At 62.7% G+C, this 13,540-nt stretch carries 12 protein-coding genes and 1 tRNA gene; 7 read left to right on the top strand and 6 right to left on the bottom strand.

Going from position 1 to position 13,540, the window contains the following annotated elements; all coding sequences use genetic code 11:
• Positions 1-28 precede the first annotated feature (28 nt).
• From FJQ54_RS02995 to FJQ54_RS02985, 3 genes are all read right to left on the bottom strand, one after another.
• Positions 29-910 (bottom strand): hypothetical protein, encoded by an 882-nt coding sequence (locus FJQ54_RS02995; RefSeq protein WP_140926869.1) that lies wholly within the window; start codon positions 908-910, stop codon positions 29-31.
• A complete protein-coding gene (locus tag FJQ54_RS02990) occupies positions 877-1,818 on the bottom strand; it encodes a hypothetical protein (protein ID WP_140926867.1) in 942 nt (313 codons plus the stop codon). Before FJQ54_RS02990 ends, FJQ54_RS02995 begins: the two co-directional genes overlap by 34 nt.
• Before the next feature lie 305 nt (positions 1,819-2,123).
• Positions 2,124-2,200: transfer RNA gene (locus FJQ54_RS02985), tRNA-Arg, on the bottom strand.
• Between the two features lie 318 nt (positions 2,201-2,518).
• Here FJQ54_RS02985 and FJQ54_RS02980 point away from each other — a divergent pair.
• The 7 genes from FJQ54_RS02980 to chrA all read left to right on the top strand — a co-directional run bounded on the left by FJQ54_RS02980 (position 2,519) and on the right by chrA (position 8,403).
• The gene (locus tag FJQ54_RS02980; protein WP_039248776.1) at positions 2,519-3,874 is read left to right on the top strand and encodes a tyrosine-type recombinase/integrase; all 1,356 of its coding nucleotides are present in this window, start codon (positions 2,519-2,521) and stop codon (positions 3,872-3,874) included.
• A 159-nt stretch (positions 3,875-4,033) separates the two neighbouring features.
• Positions 4,034-4,405 carry an ArsR/SmtB family transcription factor gene (locus tag FJQ54_RS02975; protein ID WP_039248779.1) on the top strand — a complete coding sequence of 124 codons (372 nt, stop codon included), beginning with the start codon at positions 4,034-4,036 and terminating at the stop codon, positions 4,403-4,405.
• Positions 4,398-4,925: an arsenate reductase ArsC gene (locus FJQ54_RS02970; protein WP_039248782.1), complete on the top strand. Its 528-nt coding sequence runs from the start codon at positions 4,398-4,400 to the stop codon at positions 4,923-4,925. The genes FJQ54_RS02975 and FJQ54_RS02970 overlap by 8 nt, the downstream gene beginning before the upstream one ends.
• An 8-nt stretch (positions 4,926-4,933) precedes the next feature.
• On the top strand, positions 4,934-5,359 hold the full coding sequence (gene arsC / locus FJQ54_RS02965; RefSeq protein WP_039248784.1) for an arsenate reductase (glutaredoxin): 426 nt from the start codon (positions 4,934-4,936) through the stop codon (positions 5,357-5,359).
• 9 nt (positions 5,360-5,368) lie between these two features.
• Positions 5,369-6,424, top strand: a complete 1,056-nt coding sequence (gene arsB / locus FJQ54_RS02960) for an ACR3 family arsenite efflux transporter (RefSeq protein WP_039248786.1) — start codon at positions 5,369-5,371, stop codon at positions 6,422-6,424.
• Positions 6,424-7,137, top strand: coding sequence for an arsenical resistance protein ArsH (gene arsH, locus FJQ54_RS02955; RefSeq protein WP_039248788.1), 714 nt, complete (start codon positions 6,424-6,426; stop codon positions 7,135-7,137). Before arsB ends, arsH begins: the two co-directional genes overlap by 1 nt.
• A gap of 66 nt (positions 7,138-7,203) precedes the next feature.
• Positions 7,204-8,403: a chromate efflux transporter gene (chrA, locus tag FJQ54_RS02950; protein WP_140926865.1), complete on the top strand. Its 1,200-nt coding sequence runs from the start codon at positions 7,204-7,206 to the stop codon at positions 8,401-8,403.
• Positions 8,404-8,533: 130 nt separating this feature from the next.
• On the opposite strand, the gene FJQ54_RS02945 is transcribed toward chrA, so the two are convergent.
• Genes FJQ54_RS02945 through FJQ54_RS02935 form a run of 3 tightly spaced genes read right to left on the bottom strand, consistent with a single transcriptional unit; the run spans position 8,534 to position 13,537 of the window.
• Positions 8,534-9,241 carry a competence protein CoiA gene (locus FJQ54_RS02945; protein WP_140926863.1) on the bottom strand — a complete coding sequence of 236 codons (708 nt, stop codon included), beginning with the start codon at positions 9,239-9,241 and terminating at the stop codon, positions 8,534-8,536.
• Between the two features lie 2 nt (positions 9,242-9,243).
• Positions 9,244-12,768 carry a DEAD/DEAH box helicase gene (locus tag FJQ54_RS02940; protein ID WP_039248213.1) on the bottom strand — a complete coding sequence of 1,175 codons (3,525 nt, stop codon included), beginning with the start codon at positions 12,766-12,768 and terminating at the stop codon, positions 9,244-9,246.
• Entirely contained in the window at positions 12,755-13,537 is a 783-nt protein-coding gene (locus FJQ54_RS02935) for a HamA C-terminal domain-containing protein (RefSeq protein WP_039248215.1), read from the bottom strand. The genes FJQ54_RS02940 and FJQ54_RS02935 overlap by 14 nt, the downstream gene beginning before the upstream one ends.
• Positions 13,538-13,540 lie beyond the last annotated feature (3 nt).

Raw genomic sequence — 13,540 nt, 5'->3', positions numbered from 1 at the left:
GTGGAGTAACGCCGGAGTATCTCCGACGTTAGTCAGAACGCACTTCTCCCGGTTGCCCCTCATCCGACTCCGGTCGGTGGCTGGCAGTCGACGCTGCTCCAATAAACTCCGCCTCGCCGAGCACGAAGCGACCGAGATTCAGTACAGGGTCCTCACCGCGTTCGATCGCCTGTTCGAACTCGATCAGGGGAGCAAGTCCGGGAACAGTCTCGACCGCACGACCGAGCTCACCCAGCGCCTTAGTTTTGCTGCCCTCGTGCAAGAGCCGGTCTGCGAGCAGGATGTGGAGAGCCGCATCAACTCGCATCGGAAGAGGGGCGGGTTTGTTGCCTAACCGCTCTTTCCAGCGGGCGTCGGAAAGCAACTGCATATCTTCGGTCGACCATTCAATCGGCCGTCCGAGCACCATTCCGATTGCGAAGCTCACCATGCTCGGTTCCGCCAAGTCGGCCTCAAACCGCTTGGCGAGCTTCGGCTTGAGCCTGCGACGACGGTCCGGGGGAGCGACCGTGTTCCAGACCGTCATGATCCCGGCCATCGCAAGGCGATCCTCTCGTTTGGAAAGGCCGAGCGCCGTGCCCTCGATGGATTCTAGAACAGGGCTCATATCGACAAGACCCGTCTCGCTACGCTTTGATAGCCCCTCGATCAGATATGTTAGCATTCCATCGAAATACTCGGCAGCGGTATCACGATTGAACCCCTCGGCCCGTCCGATCCAATATTGCGCTGCCCAGCGGCCCGGCATGATTCCGGGTAGTGCTGAGCGGTAGTTGAATGTCGAATCGACACCTTGAGGAGCACGCTCAACGAAGCGCCGCACCACATGACGGCTCAGGCGTGACAGTCCTTCCAAACTTAGGACAATGCCGGTGTCTAGCAATGCCGTATCGGCACGATCGCCTGCCATCCAAACCTCCCGAGCCAGCGCTCCAAAGCGTGAACGGTTCGCGAGCGGATAGAATAGGCTTGGCGCAGCGCGTTTGGGAGCTCGGTAGTCTTGATTGGTCGGATCGCGCCAACAGCTTCGTTCCGATAGAAGGAGGGCTCAACGTGATCTAGCACAAAGGCGACGAACTGCCGCTGAAGACCATGATGCTCATTTGCAAGCACGGCGCTCTCGATCCGCGCGCGGACAACGTCGTCAAGTCCTTGGGTGGCTGCGTCTATCCGATGTCGTTTCGACGGATCGTAGTCCTCCCAGACAGCGGGTTCGCTTTCGGACGCTTGGCCGAGTGATTCTAGAGCCGCCACCATCAATGTATATGCTAATGCGGCGTCTTCATCGACGATAAGCGTCGCATCGACGATCTGGCGTATGGCCCTGATGACCGCCTCGTAGCTCTTGCGCTGTAGCCCGAGGAGTGAGCGCGTGAAGCGTTCAAGGTCCGCTACACCCTCGTCCGTGAGGATAACCGTTGCGTCGAAGGTCTGGCGCAATAGGCTCGCGGGACCGCGGCGATTTCTTTCCTCGCCTTGTTGAGCAGAAATCAGCCGGCGCGCCATGTCATGGTCGCGGACGCAAGTGGCTTTGGTACAGAAGGCGACTACTGCGGCAACCTCGTCGAGCAACTGGTCGCCACTGGTGGCGGCGAGGACTTCAAGCGTCCCGGAGGGGCTCTGGGCTTCCAGCTGCTCTCGCGCTTCGACCGTGAAGGTGCGCGGACCATCAAATGTCGTCGAAGGCAGCAGCCTCCCAAAAACGAAGGTCAGTGTCTGCTCACGAAAGGCGCGCAGGTTTGTATAAAAAATACCCCGGTGTAGCGTGTCCGTGAGCGGTACCGGCCGGAAATACATGCCTTGCACGATCTGTAGCATTGGCTAGCCCCCCTTCGCGCTAGCTTGATCAGGAACAGCGCTACGCTCCCTGCTAGATCAATCAACAGTGCGGCATCTGAGCACCCCTTTGAATGTCGGCGTCCGACAATAGCTGTCGGATGCCAAAACACTCGTGAACGGCGAGAAGTCGCAGGTAAGTTCTGCCATTACGCGTGCCGCTTGCGAGCGATGCTGGTCAAGTCCCGCAGGGCTTGGAGGTATTCGCAGCGTCACAACGGCGCCATCAGCTCCGCCCAGTTCCTCATGAAGGAGCCTGAAAGCGATCGTACTGTCTGTCTGAGAGATGGCGCACCCATCAGGATTCGAACCTGAGACCTCTACCTTCGGAGGGTAGCGCTCTATCCAGCTGAGCTATGGGTGCCTGTTGCTTACGCAGTGCTTACGCGGAAAACCTGTAGGGTGGAAGCCTCAACGGTAACTCCCGCAAACCTTTGTAAACAATCTCCTTTTCTACGTCTCTCACAAACCAGCAGCCCTTGACTTCAGCCTTCGGAGCAATTTGTCCTGGCTATCAGAAATGCACGCTAGGACACGCCATGATACTACAACGCTTTGAAACGTATGGACAATCCGGTTTTCCCCGCCGAAATCCATATCCGACACTTCGCTCCGACTTTCATCCGGCTGCTTCCGTGGTGCTTCCGCGGAAACAGCCCGCTCTCCAGGGGGAAATCGCGTAATGGCCAAGCTCACGAAACGAGTCGTGGATGCTGCCGTAGCCCGCGAGAAGGACTACTTCATCTGGGACGACGAACTTCCCGGCTTCGGCCTTCGCATCTTCGCGTCCGGTAAACGCAGCTACCTTATCCAATACCGCGCCGCAGGTCGAACCCGCCGCTTCACAATCGGCCTTCATGGCGTGTGGACGGCGGAGACAGCCCGGCAGGAAGCTAAGGTGCAACTCGGTCGCGTCGCACAGGGTGATAACCCCTCCGAGGAACGCCTGCTGGATCATCAGGCGATCACCGTCAAAGAACTGTGCGCGATGTATCTCAAGGACCTCGAAGCCGGTCTCATTCTCGGAAAGGGAGGCCGACCGAAAAAGGCAACGACCATCGTCAGCGATACCGGTCGCATTCATCGACACATCATTCCGCTGATCGGCACGCGCCGGGTAAAGGATCTCGTCAAAGCCGACATGACCAAGGTGTTGAAGGACATCATGGCGGGCAAGACGGCAGTGTCGGTGAAGACCAAGAAGCTGCGCGGCAAGTCCATCGTGACAGGCGGCGCCGGTACGGCCACGCGGACGCTCGGACTCGTCGGCGGCATTTTCACCTACGCCATGGAGGCAGGGATCATCACGGCCAATCCCGTGCACGGCATCCGCAAGCCCAAGGACAATGTCCGCGACCGTCGTCTCACCGAGGCGGAGTACCGCACGCTCGGCGAGATTCTGCGCGAAGCGGCCGAAACCCCGAAATATGGGATGACGGTCGAGATCATCCGACAGATCGCGCTCACCGGCTGCCGCCGAAGCGAGATGATCGGTCTCAAGTGGACCGAGGCGGACACTGACGCGAGCTGCATGCGTCTGGAGGATAGCAAGGAAGGCGCCTCCATCCGTCCTATCGGCCTCGCCGTGGTCGAGTATCTAGAGAAACGCCGCAAGACCGCGACGGGCAGCTATGTCTTCCCCGGCCAGGGCGAGGACAACGCCTTTGGCGGATTCCCCAATCACTGGCGGCAGATTTTCCGGGACTCGCCGCTGGCAGATGTAACGCCGCACGTCCTGCGTCACAGCTTCGCCAGCATCGCAAACGATCTCGGCTTCACCGAGGTCACCATCGCCGCGCTGGTCGGTCACTCAAAGGGGACCGTCACGAGCAAATACATCCATTCGCTCGACACCGCCCTCATCATGGCCGCCGACACTATCTCCGGCTACGTTCAGGGGCTGCTCGATGGGGTCAAGTTCAAGCAGACCGCCTACGCTCTAGATCGGAATTCCCGAAAGGCCGCACTTTCTCACTTCCTCAAGAAGGCGGTGGAAGACCCCAGCGGGGACAGACAAGATTTGCCCTTGGCCGCTTAGGCGATTTGACGAGTTGATGGGATAGCGAGCTGGACTCTTCGTCGGGCTCGCTTCCCGCTTTCTGTCGCGGCTAGGCATAGGCCCGGCATAACCTGCCATTCTCCATAAGGACAACTCGTGCCTCTGGACTCACCACCAGATGTCGATTAGTCTCGACATATGGAATCAGATGCCGCCATCCTTGCGTTCGCCGCGCTCGCGCAACCGACCCGCCTCGACGTGTTCCGCCTGCTGGTGGAGCACGAACCGGACGGATTAGCTGCAGGCGACATCGCCCGCCGGTTGAACGTCCCGCACAACACCATGTCGACGCATCTTGCGACGCTGACGCGCGCCGGCCTGATCGACGCCGAGCGGCACAGCCGCTCAATTATCTATCGGGCGCGGCTCGAGGCTGTGCATGCACTCACCACATTCCTTGTGAAGGACTGCTGCGGCGGCCGCCCCGAGATCTGCGCGCCGCTGATCGCCGATCTTTCGCCCTGCTGCCCGCCTCAAACTCTCGCCGCCAAGGAGGCCGCCCATGACTGACCGCATCTACAATGTCCTGTTCCTCTGCACGGGGAATTCGGCCCGCTCGATCCTGGCCGAGAGCATTCTGGCCAAGGACGGCGCTGGTCGCTTCCGTGCCTTCTCGGCCGGGAGCATGCCCAAGGGCGCGGTCAACCCGTTCGCCCTGAAGGTGCTCGGAAGCTTCGACTATCCGACCGAAGGCTTCCGCTCGAAGAGCTGGGAGGAGTTCGCCCAACCCGGCGCACCTGTCATGGATTTCGTGTTCACCGTCTGCGACAACGCCGCCGGCGAAGCCTGCCCGGTCTGGCCGGGCCAGCCGATGACCGCGCATTGGGGCATCGAAGATCCCGCTGCCGTCGTCGGACGGGACATCGAAAAGGAAAAGGCGTTCGTCGCCGCCTTCCGCTACATGCGAAACCGGATTTCCGTCTTTACGGCTCTGCCGGTGGCCAGCCTCGACAAGGCTGCGCTTGGCACCAAGCTGCGCGAGATCGGCCGCAGCGAAGGCGCAACCTCGCCGCGCCCTGACGTTGCGTGAGGCCGATCATGGACGTCATCATCTACCACAACCCCGAGTGCGGCACGTCGCGCAATACGCTGGGTCTGATCCGCAATTCCGGCGTCGAGCCGCATGTCATCGAATATCTCAGGACGCCGCCGAGCCGCACGATGCTTGAGCAGCTCAGCGCGCGCATGGAAATCTCCGTTCGCGCGCTGCTGCGCGAGAAGGGCACGCCTTACGCCGAGCTTGGCCTGGACGATCCGGCGCTGAGCGACGCGCAAGTTCTCGACGCCATGATGGCGCATCCCATCCTCATCAATCGTCCGATCGTAGTCACGCCGGAAGGGGTGAGGCTGTGCCGGCCGTCCGAGGACGTGCTGGACCTGCTGCCGCCGCAGCGCGGGGCATTCGTCAAGGAAGACGGCGAGCGGGTGATCGACGAACACGGCCGCCGCGTCGCGACGGCCTGAGGAAAGTCCATGTCCACCTTTGAACGCTATCTCACCCTCTGGGTCGCCCTGTGCATCGTCGTGGGCATTGGCCTCGGCCATCTGATGCCGAGCGTCTTCCATGCCATCGGCGCGGCCGAGATCGCCAAGGTCAATCTGCCGGTCGCGGCGCTGATCTGGCTTATGATCGTGCCGATGCTGGTCAAGATCGACTTCGCCGCTCTCGGCCAGGTCAAGGAACACTGGCGCGGCATTGGCGTCACGCTGTTCGTCAACTGGGCGGTCAAGCCCTTCTCGATGGCGGCGCTCGGGTTGCTATTCATCGGCTATCTGTTCCGGCCCTACCTGCCGGCGGACCAGATCGACTCCTATATCGCCGGCCTCATCATCCTCGCCGCCGCGCCTTGCACGGCCATGGTCTTCGTCTGGTCGAACCTCACCAAAGGCGAGCCGCATTTCACGCTGAGCCAAGTCGCGCTCAACGACACCATCATGGTGTTCGCCTTCGCGCCCGTCGTCGGCTTGCTGCTCGGCCTGTCGGCCATCACCGTGCCATGGGACACGCTGGTCCTGTCCGTCGCGCTGTATATCGTCGTGCCGGTGATCGCCGCGCAGATACTGCGACGCCGGCTACTCGCCACTGGCGGCGAGCCGGCGCTGAAGCGCTTTCTTGACCGCCTTCAGCCACTGTCGCTGGTGGCGCTGCTCGCCACGCTCGTCCTGCTCTTCGGCTTCCAGGGCGAACAGATCCTCGCCCAGCCGCTGGTGATCGCGCTGCTCGCCGTGCCGATCCTGATCCAGGTCTATTTCAACTCCGGCCTTGCCTATCTCCTCAACCGGCTGACTGGCGAGCAGCATTGCGTCGCCGGGCCGTCGGCGCTGATCGGGGCATCTAACTTCTTCGAGCTCGCCGTCGCCGCTGCCATCAGTCTATTCGGCTTTCAGTCCGGTGCGGCGCTCGCCACCGTGGTCGGCGTGCTGATCGAGGTGCCCGTGATGCTCTCCGTCGTCTGGATCGTGAACCGCTCGAAAGGTTGGTACGAGCGCGGCGAAAAGCCCCGGGGCGTGGCTGAGGCGAAGCGCTGATGCTGCGCGATCTTTCCAACGTCGATGGTGCATGCCTGGACGTGCCGACAATCGACCGTCTTCGGGCAGCGCCCTCGGCCCATCCGCCGCGCATCCTCCTGCTCTACGGCTCGCTGCGCGAGCGCTCCTACAGCCGGTTTCTCACCCTGGAGGCAGAGCGCCTGCTGAAACACTTCGGCGCGGAAACGCGCATCTTCGACCCGCATGGCCTGCCGTTGCCGGACGGCGCCGACGTCAACCATCCGAAGGTCAAGGAATTGCGGGAACTCTCGCTCTGGTCAGAAGGTCAGGTCTGGACCAGCCCGGAGCGGCACGGCGCGATGAGCGGGGTGATGAAGGCGCAGATCGATTGGATTCCGCTCTCGGTCGGTGCAGTGCGGCCGACCCAAGGGCGCACGCTCGCCGTCATGCAGGTGTCCGGAGGCTCGCAAAGCTTTAATGCCGTCAATCAGATGCGGGTGCTGGGCCGCTGGATGCGCATGGTGACGATCCCCAACCAGTCCTCCGTCGCCAAAGCCTTTCAGGAGTTCGACGAAGCAGGTCGGATGAAACCGTCATCCTATTATGATCGGGTGGTCGACGTGATGGAGGAACTGGTGAAGTTCACGCTGCTGACGCGCGATGTCTCTTCCTACCTGACCGACCGCTATTCCGAGCGCAAGGAGAGCGGTGAGGCTCTGATGCGGCGGGTCAATCTGACGGCAGCGACCTGAGTATTCGGAACAACGCCAACCGTATCTCATCGTTGGCGAGAGTGACCAATCAACGAGACCGCCTGAATGGATCAAAGCCCCCAGCAGTCAAAGGCCAGCGCCGCCGAAGTTTTCCGCGTCTTCCTGAAGCTGGGGCTCACCTCCTTCGGCGGTCCGATCGCGCATCTGGGTTATTTCCGGGACGAGCTGGTGACGCGTCGAAAATGGCTGAGCGAAAGCGCTTATGCCGATCTGGTCGCGCTATGTCAGTTCCTGCCCGGCCCGGCCTCCAGCCAGGTCGGCTTTGCGCTTGGTTTGACGCGCGCGGGATGGCTCGGGGCATTTGCGGCCTTCCTCGCCTTCACCTTACCATCGGCTCTGATCCTTCTCGCGCTCGCCATGACGGCAACGCGGCTGGAAAGCCCGCTTGCCCTTGGCGTCCTGCATGGTCTCAAGATCGTCGCCGTCGCCATCGTGGCGCAAGCCGTGTGGGGCATGGCAAGAAATCTCTGCCCCGACAAGGAGCGCGCCACGATCGCGGTCGCGGCTGTGCTTCTGCTCGCGTGGGCACCGGGTGCCATCGGAATGATGGGCGCCATTCTCCTCGGCGCAATCGCCGGGTTGGTCCTCAGCAAGGGACAGGTCACGACCGGCGCGCATCTGCCGGTCCCGGTTTCGCGGAAAGCCGGACTGACGGCCTTTGCGCTGTTTGCAGTCTTACTGATTGGCCTGCCGCTCTTGGCCGGACAGGCGCAAGGATGGGCGCTGGCCGACAGCTTCTATCGTGCTGGCTCTCTGGTCTTCGGTGGTGGGCATGTCGTGCTGCCGCTCTTGCAGGCCGAAACCGTCACGCCGGGATGGGTGTCCGACGACGCCTTCCTTGCGGGCTATGGCGCGGCGCAGGCCGTGCCGGGACCGCTCTTCACCTTCGCCGCCTGGCTCGGGGCGGTCATGGGACCGGCGCCGAACGGCGTTGCCGGTGCGGCGATCGCTCTTGTCTCACTCTTCCTGCCGGGCTTCCTCATCCTGATCGGGGCGCTCCCCTTCTGGGATCGGTTGCGCCGCACGACATGGGCGCAGTCGGCCATGCAAGGCGCCAATGCCGCTGTCGTCGGCATCCTCGGCGCGGCGTTGTATTCGCCTGTCTTCACCAGCGCGATCGGCGGCATGCCGGACTTCGCGCTGGCTCTGGTTTGCTTTGTGGCACTGATGGCCTGGAAAGCCCCACCATGGGTTGTCGTATTGCTCGCAGCCGGGGGCGGAGCTGCGCTTGACTCCGTGATGTGAGGGGGTTTCGGTCACGCGCGCCATGTTCGGGCTCCGATGCGCGCGAGCTGGCGCCCAAGGGGTTACGCGCGCGAGACTTCTTTTATCCCTACGGTCACATCGATGATCTCGGGATCAAATCGCGTGACCTTCACTGAGGCGTCGCGCTGTCCTCCCACCGAACGGCCCGCAGAAACTCGTCACGCGACAATGCACAGAGAGCAAACTCACCACGCCGGAACGGGCCGCCCAACCGAGAGGCGACGCCCTGACCGGCGAGGTAAAAGATGTAGGGACCTGCATTGAAGAAGACGTGGGCGCTTGCGCGCTTCCACTTCTCGATGAACTGTTTGCTCGGTCCCATCCAGCGCATGACCGCGAATTCCTTGCCGTCGAGGTTTACGACGCGCGAGCCGAAATCGAGCGACATGCTGAAGTAGGTTCCGAGAAAGGAGCTTTCGCTGTGGATGTGGACCAGCCAAAACATCCGATGCCCTTGCCGATAGAAGGCCTCGCGCGCGTTGCGTTCGTCCTCACTGATCGAGGAATGCTGCAACTCGAGCACGGTCGCGCGAGAGGTGCCGCTGCCAACCAGCACATCGGCGCGATGCAGTTCGCCGGTCATCGGATCGCGCAGGGCGATCTCGCGGCACGACATATCGAAAAGTTCTTTCCAGCCGAGGTGCCAAGGCCCTTCAGGCTCGCTCCACGGATCGCAGTCTCCGGCCTTGTGCCGCCAGTGGGGCGTGTTTTCGACGGGCATCACCGCGGTCAGCAGACCGCCACAGTCACGGCAGGTGGTGCGCTCGCCCTTGGCGAGCGGCGCACGCTTCTGATCACCGACCCAAGCATAGAGCATGTCTAATTTTCCCCTCTAGCGTCAGCGGGCGGCCACCGCAGTTTTCCGCGACCAACGCGCAAGGCTTCGACCAGCCTGGTGTTGCCCGGCAGCCTTCCTGAGAAGAGGCTGGGCTTTGGGTCCACCGCCGGCTTCTTGAAGGGCGCGACCCGCCGGTAGTCAGGCGTTTCGAGCCAAGTTCGTCCGTCCCCCTCGTCCGTGACGATTCGATAAAGGCCCGCGGGCGGGGCCGCCGCGATGTCGAGCAGACGCTTATAGCGTTCGACCGACCATTTATGGATTCCGCCGCTGAGAGCTTCGGTGCGAAAGCGCGCCCAAAGCGCTGCGGTGTCGGGCGTGGGCCAGTCGCCGGCATCAGTGTAGGCCGTAATCTCGTCGGATTCGAGCCAGGCCCGCATCTCCGCGGGCGTCACGAAGATCGGCTCGGCGTCCTGAATGGCCGCGATGGCCGCGCGCCGTGACGGAAGCCCCGCCCGGATCAACATCGCCATCATGAACTGCGGGACGCCGGTTTCGACCGCCGCCGCTGCGCCGCCCGCCACCGTCTCCGGTGACCAGCCGAGCGACATGCGGCGGGTGCGGACGGCTTCCAGCGCCCAGACCAAGCGATAGGTGAAAGCCTCTTCGACCGCCCGCATGTTCTGCGGTCCGATCTTCTCGACCGCGTCGCCTGAGATCCAGGCGCGCAGAATGACTTTCCAATTGGCCGGCAGCGCGTTCTTCTTGTCGGGGATGAAGGGCCGCATGAACAGCAACCGTTCTCCCAGGCCACCAAGGGCGTCGGCGAGCTCGTCGACGTCGCCGCTCAGCGCCGCATCGTCGGCGCGATCGAGCAGCTGGGCCAGTTCATCAGCCATGGTGTCGATAGAAAGGCCGGCTTCAAGTCCAACCCCCATCGCGAAATGCCCGCGCCGCGCCTGTTCGGAGGTGGTCTTCCAAATGAGGTCGGCGCGTGCTTCGAACACCCTCTTGTGCAGGGGCGCGACGTCCTCTTCCTCGCGCGCAATCTGACGAGCCCAGAGTGATCCTTTGAGGGCCTCGTCCAGCAACTTCGGGAGATCGGCGCGATCCGCATCCAGAGCTTCGATCAGGCCGAACACGGTCGCATCGAGGCGCTCGACAATCTGCGACAACGGCTCTTCGTCGATCGTTTCCTCTTGGTCGTCCTCGCTCTCGTCCTCGTCATCGTTCTCGTCGCCGCCGGCGTCGTATTCCACGGCGGCGGCAAGGCGTTCAGCCACCTCGGCCTCCTCGTCGGGCGATCGCCACGCCTCCCGGGAATTGGCGAGATACTCCCAGGCGTCATCGCGATCGAGCACCCCCTCTCGCGACAGGCGCTCGAGGATTTCGGCTACGATCTGGATGAGGCCGCTTTTCAACGTGCGGGCCTTGGCGGAGGCGACCAGCTTCCTCCACTCCTTCTTTCGCCAGTCGGTCTTGTCGAACATGACATGGACGATCAGGCCCTCGACGTCGACGAACGCGCGCCCGGCCCGGCCTGCAACGTTGGCGAACTCCTCGCCCTTGATCTTCTCGCCGGCCCGGTAGAGTGCCGGTACGAGCAGGACGGCGGCGTTGAGGTTGAGCCCTTGGGAAAGCGTCGGCGAAGCGACGATGACTTTGAGCACACCCTCCGAGAGAAGGACTTCCAGTTCGCGCAGGAACGGGCTTGGCAGGCGGCCGTGGTGAATGGCGACGCCGGCCTTGAGGCTGGCAACGGCCGGATGGTTTTCGCCCAGCCACTCCTTGCCGACTTCCAGCGCGCGCGCGACCGACCCCTCATCCTCCAGCAGGGAGTCGAGATAGCCGCGCTTACACAGGTCAACGACCTGCTTGCCGTAGCTCTCGACCCAGTTGGCCTGGGTGGAAAAGATCAGAGTGCGCTTGCCCTGGCCGGCGAATTCCCACGCCGCAAAGAGGGCGAGATGTGAGTTCTTCCGAGGATACGGATTCTTCTCCCTTCCGCGCGCAGGCTTCTCCTCGACGAACTTGTCGAGGAAAGGACCGCCGTCGTCGAGGTCAAGCCGCAGGAGCGCATCCTTGCCGCGCCAGGTTAGGGCGCCGAACCTCTGGCGCGTGGGTCGCCAGTCGGAACGCACGGGCTCGCCGGGTTCGTCCGAGCGTATCCAGGCGGTAAGGTCGTCCAACTCGTCGCCGCTGGGCAGGATCGCGGACAGGCAGACGATCCGGCGATCGGCCGCGTCGGCGCGGCGTAACAGACGCTGCACCAGCGTCTCGTAGCGGATCTCACGCTCGCTGGGCCCGATCATATGGCCCTCGTCGAGAACGATCAGACCGACATCATCGATCAGGGAGGAATCGCTCCGAAGCGCGAAGTCGAGTTTCTCCGGTGTGGCGATGATGATCTCGCGGGTGCGCAGTGCATCCTCGTCACCTGCCGAAAGACCACTGGCGCCGTACAGCGACGAGACGCTGAACCCGAGAGGTGCGAAAGTCTTGCGGAAGGAGCGTTCGGTCTGGGCCGACAACGCACGCAACGGCGTGACGATCAACACCCGCCGCGCGGAGGACAAGGTCATCAATGCGGCGATTTCCGCAACGCGCGTCTTCCCCGCGCTGGTGGGAAGCGCCACAACGAGATCGTCGGTGACATCCGTAGATCGACGAGCGGCCTCGCGTTGAGACGGCCAAAGCTCCACCTCGGATGTTTTGCGGGCGTACAGCGAACCGATGAACAGCCGCCGGAGGTCCGGATATTTCTCCTCCGTTCCAGCGGGTGGCTCCGTTGGCAGGTTCCCGTGCAACGAATGCTGCCAGAGGTCGTCAATCAGGTGACGGCAGAGATTCGAGATCCACCACAACGGGACATTCCCGGCGTTGCCGGCGAGGCTGACCGCAGTGGCCAGCAGATCGCGCGCGGCGTCGATCGGCTCCTCTTCCCCCGTTTCCAGCGCGAAGTCGAAGTAGGCAAGAGCCCGGCAAATCGTCGTATTCAGGATGGTAGACAATACGTCGTCGATATCAGGCTCATCGCCGCCCAGCGCTTCGCCCATCTGCTCATCGCCGTGGGCCTCGTCGCTAAGCCAGTCGCGAACGAAGGCACGTAACTGATCGAGATCCCGCAGGATGAGATGACGGATTGCCGTTTCGCCGGGCGATGCGTTGAGATCTTCATCCGTCTCCTTGAACAACGAATAGGCGACGGCCGAGAAGCCGGCCAGGTGATAGGCGGCAGCCGCGATGGTGCGGCGGAAGCCGCGATCGGGTGCCTCAGGATCACCGTTTCTTACCAGCGCTTCGAAGGCGTTGGCCGCCCGTTCAAATGCCTTGTTCGTCAAGTCTGACGCGCCGGTCTGGGCACGCAAGGCCATGGCGCCCCGAAGCAAGGCGAAGCCGTGCTCGGCAAGGTCGGTTTCGATTGTCGCGCCCAAGGGCGGCGCGGTCTGCGGCAATACGCCTGCTTCCCGCATCAGCGACCACGCAGCACCACGATAGAGCAAACGGCCGAGGATGCCGTCGACGGTCGCGGTGGCGAGGAAGGCGGTCAGCTCGTCAGGCGTCTCCAAGGTCTTGCGCCCCTTCGTACATGGCCGCGATGAAGTCCTGGTGGTCTTCGACGTGGATGTTCACGACGTAGTGGTCGCGATTGGTCCCGGCGGCCTCGAGATCTTCCTTCAGCGAGGCATGGGGGCCGTTGCCGGAAACGGTGAAAAGCATGTGGTCGATGCGATCGGCGCGCAGCGACTTCAAGCCCACCTCATCGCGGAGGTCGCGGCCTAGCGCGTTTTCGTCGGGATCATTGCTCTCCAGGAGGCGGTTGGCGACGAACAGCAACGAGTCCGGCGTGCAGCGGCCATTGTCGCGATCGAGCACCTTACGAGCGCTTGTCACGGTGGATTTGCCGAGCTTCTTGTTGCTTTTGGCTTCCCCCTTCAGGAGCCAAAGCTTCTCGTCCTGGCCGCCATAGCCGGCGCCGATGAAGTCATCGCCGCGCATGGCCATGTTGCGGCCGTCCTTGTAGCGGAGCCGACGCACGGGGACGCGCAGGCCGATTTCTTCCTCCACCAGCTCAGTCGCAAGGATTTCGCCAAGATCGCCAGAGCGGCCCTTGTCCGTATGTGGCATCGCTTCGCTCAGAATCTTGGCGGCGATCTTGTAGCCAAGCCGCTCCACATCCTCGGCGATGCGCTCGAGCCGGTCATAATGGGAGCGAATGGTCTTCGCGAGATCGGCGCTGATCTCGTCACGCCCGCCACCCTTCTCGACATAGGTCCAATAGTGCTTGCGCTTGTCTTTCTCTTTGGTGGCTTCACACCATTTCTCGTAGAACCCCACGCT

It is taken from the genome of Sandaracinobacter neustonicus, assembly GCF_006385875.1.
GTDB classification, from domain to species: Bacteria; Pseudomonadota; Alphaproteobacteria; order Sphingomonadales; family Sphingomonadaceae; genus Sandaracinobacteroides; species Sandaracinobacteroides neustonicus.
The sequence above is the reverse complement of the archived record's forward strand: the minus strand, read 5'-3'. Positions and strand labels throughout refer to the sequence as shown.